The 22612-nt window shown below is 69.6% G+C and carries 2 protein-coding genes; both read right to left on the bottom strand.

The window, feature by feature from the left end; all coding sequences use genetic code 11:
* Positions 1 to 5: 5 nt before the first annotated feature.
* Positions 6 to 9488, bottom strand: coding sequence for a non-ribosomal peptide synthetase (locus tag A4R43_RS39230; RefSeq protein WP_113696705.1), 9483 nt, complete (start codon positions 9486 to 9488; stop codon positions 6 to 8).
* Positions 9481 to 22593: a non-ribosomal peptide synthetase gene (locus A4R43_RS39225; protein ID WP_113696704.1), complete on the bottom strand. Its 13113-nt coding sequence runs from the start codon at positions 22591 to 22593 to the stop codon at positions 9481 to 9483. Before A4R43_RS39225 ends, A4R43_RS39230 begins: the two co-directional genes overlap by 8 nt.
* Positions 22594 to 22612 lie beyond the last annotated feature (19 nt).

Here is a 22612-nt window from a genome sequence, read left to right as displayed (position 1 = left end):
TCTCCTTAGTCCTGGATGCGGGCACCGAGCTCACGGGCGATCCGGCCGACGCCGGGTGAGCTCAGCACGGTCTGGTGGTTGCCGGGCACGCCGATGATCTCCAGCCTGCCCTTGACGGTGTTCTCCCAGCCGTACGCGGGCTGGGTGACCGGGGTGTCGGTGGCGCGGAACAGCACCACGTCCCCGGCATAACGGGCGGCCCGGTGGGAAACCAGCGCCGCGATGTGCCGCTGGTGGACTTCACGCATGCGCAGCAGCCGCGAAGCGTCCAAACCGGACGGTAGGGCGTTCACCCGCGCCGCCTGCGCCATCGCGGCCTCGATGGCCGCGTCCGGTTCGAGCGAGCGCAGGTGGTCCAGGTCCAGTGGCACGTCCGAGAAGAACTCGGCGATCACGTCGACGTCGTCCACGTCGCCGTCGACCAGTTCCGGTGCCACCGAGTCGATCATGGCGACCAGCTCGACGCGGTCACCCGCGTCTTCCAGCCGGGCTGCCATTTCCAGCGCGACCACGCCGCCGAGTGACCAGCCCGCCAGGTGGTACGGCCCGTGCGGCCGGACCGCCCGCACCTCGGCGAGGTAGCGGTCGGCCATCACGCCGATGCTGTCGTCGGCCTCCTGCCCCTCTTCCAGGCCGAGCGGGGCCAGCCCGTAGAACGGCCGGTCCCGGCCGAGCCTCCGGGCCAGTTCGCCGTAGCAGAGCACACTTCCGCCCGCCGGGTGCACGCAGAACACCGGCGTGCCCTCCCCCGCGGTGATCTCCACCAGCGGCCGCCAGGCCGCCCCGCCACCGCGGATCAGCTCCGCTTCCTGCTCGACCGTGCGCGCGGCGAGCTGGTCGGCGAGCGTGAGTTCCACGTCGAAGGCGCGCTTGACCTCGGTCGCCAGCCGGATCGCGACCAGCGAATCGCCGCCCAGCTCGAAGAAGTCGTCCAGCACACCGACGCGTTCGACGTCGAGCACCTTCTCCCAGGTGCGTGCCAGCCGGAGTTCGACCGCGTCACGCGGGGCCACATAAGGCTTTTCGGACAGGTGTGCGCTGCGCGCGGCCCGGAGCGCCTTCCGATCGACCTTGCCGGAGGTGGTCATCGGCATAGTGTCCACAATGGTCAGTGCGGACGGCACCAGGTGCGCGGGCAGCTGCCGTTCCAGCTTCTCCAGCAACCGGCCCCGCAGTTCGGCGCCGAGTTCCTGGCGCACCGGCAGGTTCGCCGGTTCGAGCAGTTCCCCTTCGCCCGGCGGCCGGAAGTCGGCACGCGGCTGCCCCGCCTTGCGCAGGATGACGTCGAACGCGCCGTCGCGGTAACCCGAAGCCCAGCTGATCTCGACCTCGTACCCGCAGGACCGCCCGAGCGCACGCAGCTTCTCCGGATCGACGGCGTCACTTTCCGCCCCGGAAACGGCCTCCGACACGGTCGTGTCACCGGACGCCGCCTGCAGCCGCTGCCAGCGGTCGTGGTGCCGCCGCACCCGCGCGTTCGGCACGCGGGCGAGCGCGATCAGCTCCCTGGCCCCACCGCGGAGCATGGTGGCCACCGCGTCCCAGGTGAGTTCACCGCGGGCCCAGTCCAGCCAGCGCGCGTCCACCTGGACGTGGGGCTTGGCCGCCTTTTCCAGCACCACGTCGTAGCGGAACCGGCTCAGTTCGTTGTCGTAGGCGCCTTCCTTCGGGCTGACCTCGATCCGGCCCAGCTCGGGCACCTTCTCCCGCAGCGTGGTGAAGAACCCGGGATCGACCAGCAGCTCGTTCTCCACCCGCGCCAGGTGCCGGACCCGCTGCACCACGTCCGCCGCGAGCACGTCGCCCGGCGCCTGCGCGACCTGGACCGAGGCGTGCAGGGTTTCCAGCAGCGCCAGGTTGCGCACGTCACCGACGAACATCGAGCCGCCGGGCACCAGCGCGTCCATCGCCCCGCGAATGACCTCCAGCAGGTAGGCCGCGTCCGGGAAGTACTGGGTGACCGAGTTGAGCACCACCACGTCCACGCTGCCCGGCCGGATCCCGGTGAAGTCGACCGCCTCGCGCTGCTCCAGCACCACGTGCTCGTCGCCGTGTTCGGCGAGCCGGCCGCGCACGTACTCGATGGCCGTCGCCGACATGTCGGTGCCGTGGTAACTGGTCACCTTCGGCGCGATGCGGGTGAGCAGGATGCCCGTGCCACAGCCGATCTCCAGCACCCGCTTCGGTTGCAGGCCGAGGATCCGGTCCACCGTGCGGTCACGCCATTCCAGCATTTCGCCGGTCGGAATGGGCTGCCCGGTGTAGCTCGACAGCCAGCCCGCGGTGTTGAAGTCGGCATCGACCTCGATCACCGGTTCGGTGTAGATCTGCTCGTACAGCGACTGCCATTGGTCCACGTGCCGCCGCAGCCACGGCGCCGAGGACAGCGACTGGTCGGTGACCGCGCTGAAGTCGGGTTCGACGAAGGCCGCGAGCACACCCTGGTCCGCCACCACGGCCGCGTGCTTGACCAGGTTGTCGTCCCGTAGCACGGCTTCGATCTCACCCGGTTCGACGCGCTGGCCGCGGATCTTGACCTGGTCGTCGTTGCGGCCGAGGAACTCGATCTCGCCGTCGGCGCGCCAGCGCGCGAGGTCGCCGGTGCGGTAGAGCCTGCCGCCGGAGAACGGGTCGTCGATGAACTTCTCGCGGGTCAGCTCCGGGCGGCCGAGATAACCCCTGGCCAGGCCGATCCCGCCGAGGCACAGTTCACCGGGCACGCCGATCGGGGTCTGCTGCCCGGCCTGGTCGAGAATGCGGCAGGTGGTGTTGGCGATCGGCCGCCCGATCGGCACCACCGGATCACCCCGGTGCTCGGGCAGGCACTGCCAGTACGTCACGTCGATCGAGGCTTCGGTCGGCCCGAACAGGTTGTGCAGTTCGGCGTCGAGCAGTGAGAAGAACTGGTCCCGCAGATCCGCGGTCAGCGCCTCGCCGCTGGAGAACACCCGCTTGATCGACGGCAACTCCGAAACCCCTTCGGCGGCAAGGAAGTACCGCAGCATCGACGGTACGAAGTGGAGGGTCGTGACCCCCTCGTCGCGGATCAGCCCGGTGAGGTAGTCCGGATCGCGGTGGCCCTCCGGCTTCGCCAGCACCATGCGCGCCCCGGTCATCAGCGGCCAGAAGAACTCCCACACCGAAACGTCGAAGGTGTACGGCGTCTTCTGCAGCACCACATCCGTTCCGTCGATCGGGTATTCGGCCTGCATCCAGCGCAGCCGGTTCCACACTCCGCGGTGCTCGAGCATGACGCCCTTGGGCTTGCCGGTGGACCCGGAGGTGTAGATGACGTACGCCAGGTCGCCGGGCGCACCGGCGCCGGGATCGGTGTCCGGGCCGACGAGTTCGGCGGTGTCCAGCGCCAGCACCTCGCCGGGCAGCCCGTCACGCAGGCATTCCTGCGTCAGCAGGATCTTCGCGCCGGTGTCGCGAACCAGGAACTCGACGCGCTCGGCCGGGTAGTCCGGATCGATCGGCACGTACGCCCCGCCCGCCTTGAGCACCCCGAGCAGCGCGACCACCAGCTCGACCGACCGGTGCATGACCACACCGACCACCTGGTCCGCGGACACTCCCCGGTCGATCAGGTGGTGGGCCAGCTGGTTCGCCCGGCGGTCCAGCTCCGCGTAGGTGAGCTGACTCTGTCCACATCGGACGGCGACGGCCTCCGGGGTGGCGGCGGCCTGCCGCGCGATGACGTGGTGCAGGCATTCGGGCTCGCCGAAGTCGACCGCCGTGCCGGCCCACCGCTCGAACAGCTCCGCCTCCGGCGCGGTGAGCAGGCCGAGGTCACCGACCGCCCGCTCCTCGTCGCCCGCGAGTTCCTCCAGCAGGCCACGCAGGTGCCCGAGCAGCCGCTCGGCTGCCCCGCCGTCGATCCGGGTCTGGTCGAACCAGACCTTCAGCGTGGTTTCCGGGCCCGGGATGACCACCACGGTCAGCGGGTAGTTGGTCTGCTCCATGCTGTGCAGATCGGCCACGCGCAGGCGGCTGACGCGTTCGAGCACGGAGAAGTCGGCCGGGTAGTTCTCGAACACCAGGATGCTCTCGAACAGCGGCACCCCGGCGGGCACCTCGCTCCACTCCTGCACCTTGGTCAGCGGGCTGAATTCGAACTGGCGCTGGTCGATCTGCGCCTGCTGCAGTTCGCTCAGCCAGGTGCCGAGCCGCTGCCCGCCGGGGCAGGCCACGCGCGCGGGCAGGGTGTTGATGAACAACCCGGCGATGTGCTCGGCCCCGGCCAGATCGACCGGGCGGCCGGAGGAAGTCACGCCGAACACCACGTCCTCGGTGCCGGAGTACCGCGAAAGCAGCAGGGACCACGCGGCCTGGAACAGCGTGTTCACCGTCAGCCTGCGGCGGCGGGCGACTTCTTCCAGCCGGGCGCCGAGGTCGGCGGGCAGCACGATCTCGCGCCGGTCGTAGTCCTCGTCGCGGCGCTCACCGCCGGACGGCCGGTCCACCCCGAGCGCGGTCGGCTCGGTGACCCCGGCGAGCAGGCCGCGCCAGTAGCGTTCGGCGGCTTCGAGGTCCTGCTGCTGCAACCATTCGATGTAGTCGTGGTACTGCCGGACGACGGGCAGCGCCGGTTCGCGGCCGTCGCACAGCGGCACGTAGATCTCGAACAGCTCGCGCAGCACGCCCGCGGAACTCCAGCCGTCCAGGATCAGGTGGTGGAAGTTCCAGACCACCTGCCACGCCTCGTCGGCCAGCCGGAACAACCCGACGCGCACCAGCGGCGCGTGGTTCAGCTCGAAGCCGTCCTCGCGCTGCGCGGCCAGCAACGCCGGCAGCCGTTCGGCCTGCGTGGCCTCGTCCAGCTCCCGCCAGTCCTCTTCGGACCACGGCAGCTCGATCGAATCGAAGACCACCATCAACGGCCGGTCGAGGCCTTCCCATTCCACCGCCGAGCGCAGTGCCTCATGCCGATCGACCAGCCGCTGCCAGGACTCGCGGAAGGCGACCGGGTCGAGTTCCCCCTCCAGCCGGACGCTGAACTGTTCGAAGTAGACACCCGATTCCGGCGCGGACAACGTGTGGAACAACAGGCCCTGCTGCATGGTCGTGGCCGGGTAGAGGTCGCCGATCAGGCCGTGCGTGGCGGTGATCCGGGCCAGTTCCGCCGCGCCGATCCCGGCGAGCGGGAAGTCTCCGGGCAGGTAAGCCCGCGCCGCCGACCCACCGGCCGCCACGGTCAGCGCGTCGAGGTGCCCGCGGATCTCGGCCAGCAGGATGTCCACAGTGGACTGCTCGTACCGCGTGCCGGGACAGGTCACCTCCACGGTCAGCGCGCCTTCGCTGATCCCGGCGTTGATCTCGACGGCGTGGTGCCGGGTGTTGGCCTCCGCGTGCGCGCCTTCGGAACCGTCCAGCGCCAGGGTGAACTCGCCACCGCCGACGCCGTCCAGCTGCCCGAGGAAGTTGAACAACACGTCCGGGGTTCGCTCGAACTTCTCGCGCAGCAGGCCGTAGCCGATACCGCCGTTCGGTGCCTCCCGCAACGCCTGCTTGACCGCGCGAACCGCGTCCACCTCGGGAGCCGTGCCGACGGGCAGGTGCACCGGCCGCAGCGCGGTGAACCAGCCGACCGTGCGCGAGAGGTCGATGTCGTCGAACAGCGGTTCGCGGCCGTGGCCCTCGACATCAACGGTGATCCCGGCATCGCCGGTCCAGTCGGTCAGGCCCTGCGCGCAGGCGGTCAGCACCAGCTCGTCCACCCGCGCCTTCATCCGGCGGGCGGTCTCGGCCAGTCGTCCCGTCGCGTCGGCGGGCAGCGAAATCCGCCTGGTCACGGCGGTTCCCTGGGTGTCCGGGCCGTCGAAGTCGGCGGGCAGCGGGGTGATCGACTCGACCACCCCACGCCAGTAGCCCTCTTCGGCGGACACGTCGTAGGTCGCCAGCCGCTCGGTCCACTGCGCGAAGGCGGTGGTCTTCGGCGGGAACTCTCCCCGGTCGAGGTAGGCGCGTTCGAAGTCCTCCACGATGAACCGCCAGCTCACCGCGTCCACCACCAGGTGGTGGCAGGCCAGCACCAGCTTGGTGCCGTGGACGGCCGCCTTCAGCAACGGCCCGTGCTCGATGTCCAAGCCGGTGTGCGCGGCCCGGACCGGGTCGTCGCTCACCACCACCGGAACCAAGATCTCATCGACGCCGACCTGGTGCGCGCCCTCCGGCGTGAACCGCGTGCGCAGGGCGTCGTGGTGGGCGAGCACGCGTTCGAGCGCGGCACGCACGCGGTCCGGGTCGAATTCGCTGTCCGCGACCAGGGTGATGCCCTGGTTCCACTGGTCACGCACCGGCAGGTCCAGGTCGAAGAACCAGCGCTGCACCGGGCCCAGCTCGACCGGCCCGGTCACCGGTTCCTGCGGCGCGAGCACCGCGGGCCCGTGCCCGGCGACCTCGACCAGCCGCGCCACGGTCTGCTCGCGGAACACCTGCGCGGGCGTCAGGTGGATTCCGGCCTGGGCGGCCCGCGACACCATCTGGATGGACAAGATCGAGTCGCCGCCGAGCGCGAAGAAGTTGTCCAGCACGCCGACGCGTTCCACGCCGAGCACCTCGGCCCAGATCGCCGCCAGCCGCTGTTCCAGCGAGGACCGGGCCGGGACGAACTCCGCACCGCCCTGCCAGACCGGCTCCGGCAGCGCCGCGCGGTTGAGCTTCCCGTTGGAGGACAACGGAAGATGCTCGAGCACGATGACCCCGGCCGGCACCATGTACTCGGGCAGCCGCTGCCGCACCCAGTCGCGGATCTCGTCGGCGTCGACCGCGGGCACGACGTACGCGGCGAGTTGCTGCTGCCCCTCGACCTCGTGCACGGTGACCGCGGCCTCGTGCACGGCCGGGTGCGTCAGGATCACCGACTCGATCTCGCCGGGTTCGACGCGCTGGCCGCGGATCTTGACCTGGTCGTCGTTGCGGCCGAGGAACTCGATCACCCCGTCGGCACGCCAGCGCGCCAGGTCACCGGTGCGGTACAACCTGCCGTCGGCGAACGGGTCGTCGATGAACTTCTCGCGGGTCAGGTCGGCACGGCCGAGGTAGCCGCGGGCGACCGCGATCCCGCCGAGGCACAGCTCCCCCGGCACGCCCACCGGCACCTGCTGCCCGGCCTGGTCGAGAATGCGGCAGAAGACGTTCGCGATCGGGCGCCCGATCGGCACCAGCGGCTCACCCGCGTGCTCCGGAAGGCACTGCCAGTAGGTGACCTCGATCGAGGCTTCGGTGGGGCCGAACAGGTTGTGCAGCTCGGCGCCGGAGATGTCGAACACCTCGAAGAAGCGGTCCCGCAGGTCGGCCGTCAGCGCCTCCCCGCTGCAGAACACCCGCTGGACCGACGGCAGCGCCGAAACCCCGTCCGCGGCCAGGAAGTACCGCAGCATCGACGGCACGAAGTGCAGCACGGTCACGCCTTCTTCGCGGACCAGCCGCACCAGGTAGTCCGGGTCCTTGTGCCCTTCCGGCCGCGCGAGCACCAGCCGCGCGCCGACCATCAGCGGCCAGAAGAACTCCCACACCGAAACGTCGAAGGTGTACGGCGTCTTCTGCAGCACCACCGCCGAAGCGTCCAGCCGGTAGTGGTGCTGGCCCCAGCGGAGCCGGTTCCACACGCCGGCGTGCTCGACCATCACGCCCTTGGGATTGCCGGTGGACCCCGAGGTGTACATGACGTAGGCGAGATCGGTCGGTTGCACCGGCCGATCGGGCGCGGCCATCGAACCGTGCCACTCGCGGTCCATGCTCAGCACCGGCACGCCGTCCGGCAGCCCCGCCCGCAGGTGGTCCTGGGTCAGCACGAGCACCGCGTCGGTGTCGCGGAGCATGAACTCCAGCCGGTCCGCCGGGTGATCGGGGTCGAGCGGGAGGTACGCGCCGCCTGCCTTGAGCACCCCGAGCATCGCGACCACCAGCTCGGCCGAGCGGTGCAGGCACAGGCCGACCACCCGGTCCGCGGTCACGCCCCGCTCGATCAGGTGGTGCGCGAGCTGGTTGGCGCGGCCGTCGAGTTCGGCGTAGGTCAGCTCGACGCCTTCGCACCGGACCGCGATGGCGTCCGGCGTCTTCGCGGCCTGGCGCGCGACGAGTTCGTGCAGGCACTCGGGCGCGCCGAAGTCCACGCCGGTGTCGGCCCAGTCATCGAGTTGCTGCCGCTCGGGCTCGGTGAGCAGGCCGATCTCGGCAACGCGGCGGCCCGGGTCCCCGATCAGTTCCTCGATCAGCGTGCACAGGTGCCCGAGCAGGCGTTCGGCGACGTCGGCGTCGATCCGCGTGGTGTCGAACCACACCTTGAGCTTGGTCTGCGCACCGAGCTCGATGAGCAGGGTCAGCGGGTAGTTAGTCTGCTCGATGCCAAAAAGCTCGGTGACCCGCAGGTCGCGCACGTCGTCGAGCACCGAGAAGTCCGTCGGGTAGTTCTCGAAGACCAGGATGCTGTCGAACAGCGTCGCGCCCGGGGGCACCTCGCTCCACTCCTGCACCTTCGCCAGCGGGCTGAACTCGAACTGCCGCCGTTCGGTTTCCGCGCGCTGGAACTCCGGCAGCCAGCCGGCGAGCGTGCGGTCGCCGGGGATCCGGACCCTGGCGGGCAGCGTGTTGATGAACATGCCCGCGATCTGCTCGACACCGGGCAGTTCCACCGGCCGCCCGGACGAGGTCACGCCGAACACCACGTCGTCGCTGCCGGAGTACCGCGAAAGCAGCAGCGACCACGCGGCCTGGAACACCGTGTTCACCGTCAGCCGCCGCTGCCGGGCGACCTCCTCCAACCGAGTGGCCAGCTCGGCCGGAAGCACCAGCTCACGCCGGTCGTAGTCGTCGTCACCGCGGAAGCCGTCGGCCGTCCGGTCGATGCCCAGCACGGTCGGCTCGGTCACCCCGTCCAGCAGCTCACGCCAGAACCGTTCCGCCGCACCAAGATCCTGCTGCTGCAACCAGCCGATGTAGTCGCGGTACTGCCGCACGGGCGGCAGCTTCGGTTCCTCGCCCGCGCGCAGCGCCACGTAGCTCAGGAACAGCTCACGCAGCACGGCCGCCGAACTCCAGCCGTCGAGCAGCAGGTGGTGGTAGTTCCAGACCACCTGCCACGCGTTGTCGGCCAGCCGGAACAACCCGACCCGCAGCAGCGGCGCCCGGCCGAGGTCGAAGCCTTCGACCCGGTCCGCGGCCAGGGTTTCCGCCAGCTTCGCGGCCTGCTCGGCTTCGTCCAGCCCACGCCAGTCCTCTTCGGACCACGGCAGCTCGATCCGGTCGAACACCACCATCACCGGGGTGTCCAGGCCCTCCCACTGCACGGCCGCGCGCAGCACGTCGTGCCGGTGCACCAGCCGTTCCCACGCGCCGCGGAAGGCGGCCGCGTCCAGCTCGCCCTCCAGCCGGACGCTGAACTGTTCGAAGTAGACACCCGAATCCGGCGCCGACAGCGTGTGGAACAGCAGGCCCTGCTGGACCGGGGAAAGCGGGTAGATGTCCTTGATGGTCCTAGGCACCGGCGTTTCCTTCCATCTTGGCCATGAGGTGTTCGAGCGCCTGCTGGCTCAGCCCGGCGAGCGGGAAGTCGCTGGTGTGCGCGGCCGCGTCGGCGTGCCCGGCCAGCACCTCCAGCCGCCGCCGGATGCCGTCGAGCAGTTCGACGGCGGTGGTGTCGCTGTGCCGCCCGGTCGAGTAGGTCAGGTCGAGCACCAGTTCGGTGTGGTGGATGCCCGCGTTGATCTCCAGCGTGTGGTGGCGGGTGTTCTCCGGCGCCTGCGCGGCACTCGCCCAGGTGGGGTTGTCCAGCAGCAGGCGGAACGCCGAGTCGCCGGTGGCGGACTCGTCCAGCTGCCCGAGGTAGTTGAACAGCACCGGCGCGTCCGGCAGGTCCAGCCGCTCGCGCAGCAGGCCGTAGCCGATGCCGTTGTCCGGCGCCTCCCGCAGCGCCTGCTTCACCACCCGGACGGCCTCGGTCGCCTCCGCGCCACCCACCGGCAGGTGCACCGGGCGGATCACGGTGAACCAGCCCGCGGTCCGCGACAGGTCGACGTCTTCGAACAACGGCTCGCGGCCGTGGCCCTCGACGTCGATGGTGATCCCGGCGCGGTCGCTCCAGTCGGCGAGGCCCAGCGCGCAGGCGGTGAGCACGAGTTCGTCGGTGCGAGCCTTGGCGCGGCGGGCGTTCTCCACCAGTTCCGCGGTGATTTCCGCGGGCAGGACCAGGCGGCGGGTGACCGCGCTGCCGTGCACGTCCTGCCCCGCGCGATCCACCGGCAGCGGTGTGATCGTGCTCGCCACCCCGCGCCAGTACTCGGCCTGGTCGCTCACGTCGTGGTCGCGCAGCCGCGAGGTCCACTCCGCGAACGACGTGGTCTTCGGCGGCAGATCACCCTGGTCGAGGTAGGCGCGCTCGAAGTCCTCCACGAGGAACCGCCAGCTCACCGCGTCGATCACCAGGTGGTGGCAGGCGATCACCAGCATAGTGCCGTGGATGGCCGCCTTCACCAGCGGCCCGTGCTCGATGTCGAGTCCGGTGTGTGCCGCCGGGACCGGGTCGTCGCTCACCACCACGGGCACCGAGATCTCGTCGGCGCCGACCTGGTGCGCGCCCTCCGGCGTGAACCGCGACCGGAGCACGTCGTGATGGGCGAGCACGGTGCCGAGCGCCTTGGCGACCCGGTCCGGGTCCAGTTCGACGCTCGATTCCAGCACCACGCCCTGGTTCCAGTGATCCGGGTTCTCCAGCCCGAGCCCGAAGAACCAGCGCTGCACCGGTCCCAGCTCGACCGGCCCGACCACCGGTCCCTGCTCCGCGACCACCACCGGCCCCTGGCCGGCCACCTCGACCAGGCGCGCCACGGTCTGCTCGCGGAACACCTGCGCGGGCGTCAGGTGAATGCCGTGCTGGGCAGCGCGCGACACCATCTGAATGGACAGGATCGAGTCGCCGCCGAGCGCGAAGAAGTTGTCCAGCACGCCGACCTCTTCCACGCCGAGCACGTCCGCCCAGATCTCGGCGAGCACCCGTTCCTGGTCGGATCGCGCCTCGACGAACTCGTCGGCGGCCTGCCACATCGGCTCGGGCAAGGCACCCCGGTCCACCTTGCCGTTCGAGGACAACGGCAGCCGGTCGAGCACGGTGATCCCGGCCGGGACCATGTATTCCGGCAGCCGGTCGCGGACCCAGCCCCGCAGTTCGGCGGGGTCGGCTCCGGTGACCGCATAGGACGCCAGCCGCCGTCCGCTGCCTCCACTGTGGACCACGGTCACCGAATCGGTGACCTCGGGATGCGCGGTGAGCGCGGCGTCGATCTCGCCGAGTTCGACGCGGAAGCCGCGGATCTTCACCTGGTGGTCCACCCGCCCGAGGAACTCGATCACCCCATCGGCGCGCCAACGCCCCAGGTCACCGGTCCGGTAGAGCAGAGCGCGCGGGTCGTCGGAGAACGGGTCCGGCAGGAAGCTCGCGCTGGTCCGCTCCTCATCACCCCAATAACCACGGGCAACCCCGATCCCGCCAATGCACAGCTCCCCGGCCACACCGATCGGGCACAACTGCTGCGCCTCGTTCAATACGTAGAACCGCTGGTTGGACAACGGCCGCCCATACGGAATGCTCGTCCAATCCGGATCGACCTCGGTGATCGGATAACTGATCGACCAGATCGACGCCTCAGTAGCACCACCACCGCTGTACAACTTCATTTCCGGGTTGAACGCCCACACCTTCTCCGGCAACGACACCGGAATCCAGTCACCCGAAAGCAACCCGACCCGCAACGACGCCAGCGTCGCCGCGTTGGCCTCCGGTGCCTCCACCAGCAACTGCAGCAGCATCGGCACCGAATCCCAGACCGTCACCTCGTGCCGGTCAACCAACTCGACCCAATGCGACGGATCCTTCACTCCGTCCGGTGCCGGAAGCACCAGGGCCGCGCCCACGGCCAGCGGGCCGAAGATGTCGTACACCGACAGGTCGAAGCTCAGCGACGCGAGCCCCAGCACCCGGTCCTCGTGGGTGACCTCGAACCGGCGGTTGATGTCCACGACCGTGTTCAGCACACCGAGGTGGTCGATCATCACGCCCTTCGGCACACCCGTCGAACCCGACGTGAAGATCACGTACGCCAGGTCGGTCGGCGACTGCACCACCTCCGGCATCTCGGACGAGAATCCGGTCAGCTCGTCAAGATCCAGATCGAGCCGGGTGCCCACCTCCGGAAGGTCCACATCGGACGCCGTGAGCACGTGCCTGACCTCGCCCAGCTCGATCAACTCGGCCAGGCGCGCGTGCGGCAGACCCGGATCGAGCGGCAGGTAGGCCGCGCCCGAGGCAACCACACCGAGCACCGCGGCAACCTGGTTCACGCCCTTCGGCAGGCAGATCCCGACCAGCTCGTTCGGCCGGGCGCCCTGTTCCCGCAACCACCAGCCGATCCGCGACGCCCGCGCCAGCAGTTCCCGGTAGGTCAGCACGCCGTCGTGTGCGATGAGGGCGGTCGCCTCCGGATACCGCGCACCGGCCGCCCACACACCCTCGTGCACACAACCCGCGGCCGCGTCACCGAAGTCCTCGTCGGTGTCATTCCATTCGCAGACCAAGAGGTTGCGCTCGGCGTCGGTCAGCAACGGCACCTCGCCGACCACCCGTTCCGGGGCCGCGACCACACCGTCCAGCAGCACGCGGAAGTGCTCCAGGAACCGGTCGACCGTGCTCTCGTCGAACAGATCCGTGTTGTAGTCCACCGAAACCAGGAAGCCGTCGTCCGACTCGGCGACCATCCAGGTCAGGTCGAACATCGACCACCGGCGCCGCACCGTGGCGGGCTCGACCACCAGCGAGTGCAGCTCGATCGCCTCGCCTTCGCCCACCTGGAGCCGGTTCCCGGCACCGACGGCGAGCGGCGCCATGCCCTCGTTGTCGAAGGCCTGCGTCCGTTGCATCACGAACATCGTCTGGTACAGCGGCGAATACGACGAATCCCGCTCCGGCGCCAGCCGCTCGACCATCTCCGCCATCGGAAAGTCCTCGTGCTCGAACGCCCCGAGCACAACATCCTGGACCTGCCGCAAGGTGTCCTCAAAGGACATGTCAGGAGTGAAGTCGGTGACCATCGGCAGCGGGTTGATGAAGTACCCGACCACGTTGTCGATCTCCGGCTGCCCGCGTCCCGCCGTCGGCGAGCCGACCACGATCCGGTTCTGCCCGGTCTCGCGGTGCAGGAACAGCTGGTACGCCGCGAGCAGCACCACGAACGGGGTCACGCCGAGCCGGGCACCGAGTTCCTTGAGGCCGTCCGAGATCTCCGTGCCGACGTGGAACACGCGGTTGGCACCGCGGAACGACTGCACGGCCGGGCGCGGGCGGTCGGCGGGCAGCGCGAGCACCGGCAGCTCGCCGTCCAGCCGCTCGCGCCAGTAGTCCCACAACCGGTCGCCGTCGGCGCCGGCCAGCAGTTCCCGTTGCCAGTCCACGAAGTCGGCGTACTCGACGGCCGGGGGCGGCATCGAGGCCTCGCCCCGGTACTCGAGCGCCAGTTCCTCCAGCAGCACCACGCACGACCAGAGGTCGACCACGATGTGGTGTGCGCAGATCAGCAACACGGACTCGCCGTCGCGTTCGAACACCCGCAGGCGGACCGGCGCGCCGTCGCCGAGCGCGAACGGGCGGTCGGCCTCGTCCGCGACCAGGCCGTCGAGATCGGCCACCGCGCGGGCGTCCACCACCTCGAAGTCGGCCACCGCACCGGGATCGATCCGGTAGAACGGGCCCTGCTCGTCCTCTCCGAACACCGCGCCGAGCAGGCTGTGCCGGGAAACCACCGTCTGCCAGGCGGCACCCAGCTTGCCGGTGTCCAATGGGGACAGCACTCGCATCGCGGTCGCGACGTGGTAGGCGCCCGATTCGTCGGCGAATCGATAAATGGACCAGAGCGCTTCCTGGCCACGGGACAGCCGCGAGACGGCACCCCGCTCACGTCGCCGGATGCCCGCGCGCTTCTCCCCGACCATCTCGGCCAGCCGGGCCACGGTCTGCTCGCGGAACACCTGCGCGGGCGTCAGGTGAATGCCGTGCTGGGCGGCCCGCGACACCATCTGAATGGACAGGATCGAATCGCCGCCGAGCGTGAAGAAGTTGTCGTGCACGCCAACGCGTTCCACACCCAGCACCTCGGCCCACACCCCGGCCAGCACCTTCTCGGTGGCCGACCGCGCCTCGACGAACTCGCCGTCGGACTGCCACACCGGCTCCGGCAACGCACCCCGGTCCACCTTGCCGTTCGATGACAACGGCAGCCGGTCCAGCACGGTGATGCCCGCCGGGACCATGTACTCCGGCAGCCGGTCGCGCACCCACTCCTGCAACGCGGCGACGTCGGCGGTTTCGGCGACCACATAGGACGCCAGCCGCCGGTTCACGCCCTCCTGGTGCACCACCGTCACCGACTCGGCCACCTCGGGATGCGCCGACAACACCGAATCGATCTCACCCAGTTCCACCCGGAAACCGCGGATCTTCACCTGGTGATCCACCCGCCCCAGGAACTCGATCACCCCATCCGCACGCCAACGCCCCAAGTCACCGGTGCGATACAGCAACGCACGCGGGTCATCGGAGAACGGATCCGGCAGGAAGCTCGCGTTGGTCCGCTCCTCATCACCCCAATAACCGCGAGCGACCCCGATCCCGCCAATGCAGAGTTCCCCGGCGACACCGATCGGGCACAACTGCTGCGCCTCGTTCAACACATAAAACCGCTGATTCGACAACGGCCGCCCATACGGAATACTCGTCCAATCCGGATCGACCTCGGTGATCGGATAACTGATCGACCAGATCGACGCCTCAGTAGCACCACCACCGCTGTACAACTTCATCGCCGGATTGAGCGCCCACACCTTCTCCGGCAACGACACCGGAATCCAGTCACCCGACAACAACCCGACCCGCAACGACGCCAGCCTCGCCGCACTCGCCTCCGGCGCCTCCACCAGCAACTGCAACAACATCGGCACCGAATCCCAGACCGTCACCCGGTACCGCTCGATCAACTCCACCCAGTGCGACGGATCCTTGACCCCCTCCGGCGCGGGAAGCACCAACGCCGCACCCACCGCCAGCGGACCGAAAATGTCATACACCGACAGGTCGAAACTCAGCGAAGCCAAGCCGAGAACGCGGTCCTCCGGAACCACCTCGAACCGGCGGTTGATGTCCACGACCGTGTTCAGCACGCCGAGGTGGTCGATCATCACGCCCTTCGGCACACCCGTCGAACCCGACGTGAAAATCACGTACGCCAGATCAGTGGGCGACTGCACCACGTCCGGCATTTCCGCCGGATAGGCCGCCAGCTTCTCCACGTCCAGATCCAGCCGCGTCACACCCGGCGGCAACTCGACGGCCGAGCCGGTCAGCACCCGCGTGACGCCACCGAGCTCGATCAACTCCGCCAGCCGCGCCAACGGCAAGCCCGGGTCCAACGGCAGATACGCGGCCCCGGATGCCACCACACCGAGCACGGCCGCGACCTGCTCCACGCCCTTCGGCAGGCAGATCCCGACCAGCTCGTTCGGCCGCGCACCCTGCTCCCGCAACCACCAGCCGATCCGCGACGCCCGCGCCAGCAACTCGCCGTAGGTCAGCACCCCGTCGTGCGCGATGACCGCCGCCGCCTCCGGATACCGCGCACCAGCCGCCCACACACCCTCGTGCACACAACCCGCGGCCGCGTCACCGAAGTCCTCGTCGGTGTCATTCCACTCGTGCACCAGCCGATCCCGCTCGGCGTCGCTGAGCAGCGGCACCTCGCCGACCGGCCGCTCCGGCGCGGAGATCACCCCGTCCAGCAGGACCTCGAAGTGGCCCAGCAGGCGCTCTACCGTGTCGGCGGTGAGCCGGTCGGGGTCGTGCCGCGTGCGCAGGGTCAGCCGGTCCAGTGGCTCGACCACCAGCGCGAGCAGGTAGTTGGTCTGCTCGTAGGAGCGGTAGTCCGACACCCGCAGTGCCTCGTCGACCTGGAACACCGACTCGTCGAGCAGGTAGTTCTCCACCACGAAGATGTGGTCGAACAGCGGCGTGCCGCCCGCGACGTCGCTCCACTCGTGTGCCTTGGTCAGCGGTGTGTTCTCGTACCGGCGGCGTTCGGTTTCGACGCGCTGCAGGTCACGCAGCCAGTCGGCGACGCGCTGCTCGGCGGGCACTCCCACGCGTGCCGGGAGCGTGTTGATGAACAGGCCGACCATGCGCTCCACTTCGGACACTTCGGCCGGGCGGCCGGCGGAGGTCACGCCGAAGACCAGGTCCCGCTGGCCGGAGTACCGCGACAGCAGCAGCGACCACGCACCCATCAGCACCGTGTTCAGGGTGAGCCCGTGCGCACGGGCGAATTCGCGGGCGCGGTCCGACAGCTCCTCCGGCAGCTCCACAGTGGACTCGGCGGCTTCCGGGCGGCGTGCCGTCGAGGCGACGACCTGCTCGATGCCCAGCCGGGTCGGCTCGGTGAACCCGGCCAGATGGGTCCGCCAGTACTCTTCGGCCGCGCCGAGGTCCTGCGCTTCGAGCCATTCCACGTAGTCGCGGTACGGCGGCGCGCTCACCGGCGGTGGTTCCTCGCCCGCCACCAGCGCGCGGTAGACGGTGAAGAAGTCCTCCAGCACCAGCGCCGCGCTCCAGCCGTCCAGCACCACGTGGTGGTGCGACCAGACGAGATCCCAGCTCTCGGCGTCCGCACGAACCAGGTGCAGGCGCATCAGCGGGGCTTCGGACAGCGAGAATCCGGCCGTGCGGTCCTCACGCAGGAGTTCCTCGAGGTCGGCCTGTTCCTCGATGACGATCGGTGCCGCGACCTCGGAGTGCACCACCTGGTACGGCGTCGCGAGATCCTGCCAGGCGAGCGCGGTCCGCAGGGCCGGATGCCGCCGCACGGTCTGCTCCCACGCGTCGCACAAAGTGGACACTCGCAGCTCACCGGAGAGCCGCAGCCGGATCTGTTCGATGTAGACACCGGAGTCGGGCGCGGAGAGCGTGTGGAACAACAGGCCCTGCTGCATCGGGGTCGCCGGGTACAGGTCATCGATCGAGCGGGTCGCGATCCGGTCCAGCTCGGCGTCGGTGACGCGCGTGAGCGGGAAGTCCTCCGGGATGTAGGCGCCCCGGTCGGCTTCCGCCAGCGCGGCGAGCTGACGCTGGACGTCGTCCAGCAGCCGGTCCACTGTGGTCTCGGCGTGCCGTGCCGACGAGTAGGTGAAGTCGATCAGCAGCTGGTCGTGGTACAGCCCGGCATTGATCTCGAAGGTGTGGTGGCGGCGGTTTTCCGGCGCGTACCCGGCGTCGTTGCCGTCGTAGCGCAGGGTGAACACCGCGCCCGCCTGGTCGATCTGGCCCAGGTAGTTGAACAGCACCGGCGCGTCCGGGAAGCCGAGCTGCTCCCGCAGCAGGCCGTAACCGATGCCCTGGTCCGGCGCCGACCGCAGCGACCGCTTCACCTCGCGCAGCGCGCCGATCTCACCGGTGCCACCGACCGGCAGGTGCACCGCCCGGATCGCGGTGAACCAGCCCGCGGTCCGGGACAGGTCGATCTCGTCGAACAACGCCTCACGTCCGTGGGCTTCGACGTCGATCGTCACGCCGTCGCGGCCGGTCCACTCGGTGAGGGCCCGCGCCCAGGCGGTCAGCACGAGTTCGTCCGGCCGGGCCTTCGTCCGGCGGCCCGCCGCCAGCAACGGCGCGGCCGGGAGCAGGACCCGCCGGGTGACGGCCGTGGCGTGCGTGTCCTCGCCGGTGTGGTCGGCGGGCAGCGGTTCGACCGTGCTCGCCACTTCGCGCCAGTATCCGAGCTGGTCACTCGCGTCGTAGCCGGCCAGCCGCGAGGTCCATTCCGCGAACGACGTGGTCTTCGCGGGCGGCTCGCCCTCGCCGAGATAGGCGCGCTCGAAGTCCTCCAGCACAAAGCGCCAGCTCACCGCGTCGATCACCAGGTGGTGGCAGGCCAGCGTGAGCGTGTTGCCGTGGATGGCGGCCTGGAGCAGCGGCCCGCGCTCGAGGTCCAGCCCGGCGTTGGCGTCACCGGTGACCACCACCGCGGCGGCCTCGGCCAGCTGCTCCTGCCGCCACTCGCCGTGTTCGCGGGTGAAGCGGGAGCGCAGCACGTCGTGCCGGTCGAGCACCGCCTCCAGCGCCCGCGCCACGCGCTCGGCGTCCAGTTCGACGTCGGCTTCGAGCACCACGCTCTGGTTCCAGCGGTTGCGGTTGGCCAGGTCGAGGCCGAAGAACCAGCGCTGCACCGGCCCCAGCTCGACCGGTCCGACCACCGGTCCCTGCTCGGCGACCACCACCGGCCCCTCACCGGCGACCTCGGCCAGCCGCGCCACGGTCTGCTCACGGAACACCTGCGCCGGAGTCAGGTGAATGCCGTGCTGGGCCGCGCGCGACACCATCTGGATCGACAGGATCGAATCACCGCCGAGCGAGAAGAAGTTGTCCCGCACCCCGACGCGTTCGACACCCAGCACGTCGGCCCAGATGCGGGCGAGCACGCGTTCCCGCTCGGACCGCGCCTCGACGAACTCGTCGTCGGACTGCCACACCGGCTCCGGCAACGCACCCCGGTCCACCTTGCCGTTCGACGACAACGGCAGCCGGTCGAGCAGGGTGACCCCGGCCGGGACCATGTACTCGGGCAGCCGCGAACGCACCCAATCACGCAGTTCGGCCGGGTCCGCTTCGGAGACCACATAGGACGCCAGCCGCCGGTTCACGCCCTCCTGGTGCACCACCGTCACCGACTCGGCCACCTCGGGATGCGCCGACAACACCGAATCGATCTCACCCAGTTCGACCCGGAAACCGCGGATCTTCACCTGGTGGTCCACCCGCCCCAGGAACTCGATCACGCCGTCCGCACGCCAACGCCCCAGGTCACCGGTCCGGTACAGCAACGCACGCGGGTCATCGGAGAACGGATCGGGAAGGAAGCTCGCGTTGGTTCGTTCTTCGTCACGCCAGTACCCACGAGCGACCCCGATGCCGCCGATGCACAGTTCCCCGGCCACACCGACGGGACACGGTTCCTGCGCGCGGTTGAGGACGTAGAAGCGCTGGTTCGACAGCGGGCGGCCGTAGGGAATGCTCGTCCAGCCCGGGTCCACCTCGGTGATCGGATAGGTGATCGACCAGATGGACGCCTCGGTGGCGCCACCTCCGCTGTAGAGCTTCATCTCCGGATTGAGCGCCCACACCTTCTCGGGCAGCGACACCGGAATCCAGTCACCCGAAAGCAGGCCGACCCGCAGGGAAGCAAGCGTTTGCGCACTCGCTTCCGGGGCTTCGGCCAGCAGTTGCAGCAGCATCGGCACGGAATCCCAGACGGTCACCTCATGCCGGTCGATCAGCTCGACCCAGTGCGACGGGTCCTTCACGCCGTCCGGCGCCGGAAGCACCAGCCCCGCGCCCACCGCCAGCGGGCCGAAGATGTCGTACACCGACAGGTCGAAGCTCAGCGACGCCAGCCCGAGCACCCGGTCCTCCGGCACCACGTCGAACCGGCGGTTGATGTCCACCACCGTGTTCAGCACACCGAGGTGGTCGATCATCACGCCCTTCGGCACGCCGGTGGACCCCGACGTGAAGATCACGTACGCGAGGTCGGTCGGTGCCTGGACCACATCCGGCATCTCCGCCGGGTACGCACTCAGGTCGGCGGCGTCCAGATCGAGCCGCGTGACCTGCCCGGGCAGGTCGATGCCGGAGCGCGTCAGCACCTCGCTCACCTCGCCGAGTTCGATCAGCTCGGCGAGCCGCGCCCGCGGCAGGCCCGGATCGAGCGGCAGGTAGGCCGCGCCCGAGGCAACCACACCCAGCACCGCGGCGATCTGGTCGGTGCACTTCTCCAGGCACACGCCGACCAGCTGGTTCGGGCGGGCGTCCTGCTCCCGGAGCCACCAGGCAATCCGCGACGCCCGCGCCAGCAGCTCGCGGTAGGTCACCGAACCGTCGTGCGCGATGACCGCGGTGGCGTCCGGGAAGCACGCGCCGGCCGCCCACACGCCCTCGTGCACACAACCCGCGGCCGCGTCACCGAAGTCCTCGTTGGTGTCGTTCCACTCGTGGAGCAGCCGGTTCCGCTCGGCAGCGGACAGCAGCGGGACGCGCGCCACGCTCCGCTCCGGCGCGCCAGCCACGCCGTCCAGCAGTACGCGGAAGTGCTCCAGGAACCGGTCGACCGTGCTCTCGTCGAACAGGTCCGCGTTGTAGTCGACCGAAACCAGGTAACCGTCGTCCGATTCGGCGACCATCCAGGTCAGGTCGAACATGGACCAGTTGCGCGGCACCGTCACCGGCTCGACCACCAGCGAGTGCAGCTCGATCGCTTCGCTCTCGCCGACCTGGAGCCGGTTGCCGGCGCCGACCGCCAGCGGCGCGAGTCCTTCCTGGTCGAACGCCTGCGACCGCTGCATCACGAACATCGTCTGGTACAGCGGCGAATACGAGGAATCCCGCTCCGGCGCCAGCCGCTCGACCATCTCCGCCATCGGAAAGTCCTCGTGCTCGAACGCCCCGAGCACCACTTCCTGCACCTGCCGCAAGGTGTCCTGGAACGACATCTCCGGGGTGAAGTCGGCGATCAGCGGGACCGGGTTCACGAAGTAACCGACGGTCCGCTCCAGCTCGCTCCGGCCACGGCCGGAGATCGGCGAGCCGACCACCACGCGCTCCTGCCCGGTTTCCCGATGCAGCAGCAGCTGGTACGCCGACAGCAGCACCACGAACGGTGTCACTCCACAACGGACACCGAGGTCCTTCAGCCGTTCGGTCAGCTCGCGGCCGACGCCGAACACCCGGCTGGCCCCGCGGAAGGTCTGCACCGCCGGACGTGGCCGGTCACCGGGCAGCGCGAGCACCGGCAGCTCGCCGGACAGCTGCTCGCGCCAGTAGTCCCACAGCCGATCACCCTCGGCGCCGGTCAACAGTTCCCGTTGCCAGTCCACGAAGTCGGCGTACTCGACGGCCGGCGGTGGCAGCTCGGCCCCGTCGCCGTAGGCCAGTGCCAGGTCCTCCAGGAGCACCACGCAGGACCACATGTCGACCACGATGTGGTGCGCGCAGAGCAGCAGCACCGACTCACCGTCCGCACGCTGGTAGACCCGCAGCCGCACGGGCACGTTCTGTTCCAGCACAAACGGGCGGTCGGCTTCGTCGGCGAGCACCCGTTCGAAGTCGTCGGCGTCACGTGCGTCGACGCAGGCGAAGTCGATCGCCGAGCCCGGCCGGTAGAACGGGCCCTGCTCGTCCTCACCGAAGGTGGCGCCCAGCAGTCCGTGCCGGGCAACCACCTTCCGCCAGGCGTCCTCCAGCTTGCCGGTGTCCAAAGGGGACAACACTCGAAGCGCGGTCGCCACGTGGTAGGCGCCCGATTCGGCGGCGAACCGGTGAATGGACCAGAGCGCTTCCTGCCCGCGGGACGGCCGGGAAATCTCGTCCGCGTCCCGTTCCCGGCGCGGAATGCCGTTCGCGTGCCGTTCCGAGAAGCGCTGGACGACATCGTCGGTGAGCGTGTCCACGCTACGCCCGTCAAAAACCAGCGTCAGCGGAATATCGATTTCCCAGTGCCGTTGCAGGAGCGCTTTCAGCTCCATTCCCATGAACGAGTCGATGCCGTAGGACCGCAGTGCCCGGCTCGTGTCCAGTGCGTCGGTCTCGATCCGCATCACCTGGGCAAGCCAGCGGTGCAGCGCCAGCCGGATGGTGTCGCGCTGGCCCTGTGCGTCCATTTCGCGGATCTCGGCACCGGACGGCGGTTCCATTCGTGGCGGGCGCAGGTCCTCCGCACCGAACACCTTCATCCGGACGCCGGTCAACTCGGCCACCACATAACCGTCCGCGTCGAGCAGGCCGATGTGGAAGGTGGCCATGCCGGGCAGGCTTTCGCCGGTGTCCGTGCGCACCACGTGCGTCCACGCCACCCGCGCGCCCTCGCGGTGGATCTCGAACCGGTCGATTCCGCCGACGTACCAGCCCGCCCCTGTCCAAGGAGTGAGAAGCGCGAACGCCGGTTGCAGCGCCGCTTCCAGCATGACAGGGTGTAAACGGTAAAGCTCGGATTCGGCGTCGGAACAAGCGGATCGGACGGCCCCCAGCATTTCCTGGTTGCCGCGCCAGGCCGTTTCCACACAGCCGAGTGCGGGCCCGCAGGAAAGGCCGAGCGCGGCGAGATCGGCGTAGAACTCGTCACGCGAAACGGGCTGCACGCACCGGCGCCGGATGTCGGAAAGTGGAATCGGGTCGGCGGTTTTCTCGGCGCTGCTGCCGGGCGCGAACTGCGCTTCCACGTGCACGGTACGCGCCCAGTCGGTGCGGTGGATGCGCACGCCGTAGGCGCCGGCCGAGTTCTGGTACAGGTCGGCCACCAGCTCGACGGTGTGCGCTTCGGTGTGCACCAGCGGTCCGGGTAGGCGCACGTCCACCATCGCCTCACCCTGCTCGGCGATCGCCGCGGTCGCGCTGGCGATTTCCAGCACCACCGCCGACGGCACGACCGGGACCCCCGCCAGCGCCAGATCCCGCAGGTAGGGCACGGACTCCAGGTCCAGCGCGGTTTCGATCCGGTCAAGAGAGCGCATCAGGTCCCATCCCCATTCC

It is taken from the genome of Amycolatopsis albispora (assembly GCF_003312875.1).
In the GTDB taxonomy this organism is placed as follows: domain Bacteria; phylum Actinomycetota; class Actinomycetes; order Mycobacteriales; family Pseudonocardiaceae; genus Amycolatopsis; species Amycolatopsis albispora.
Note: the sequence above shows the minus strand (reverse complement) of the source record. Positions and strands in the feature narration are given on the sequence as shown.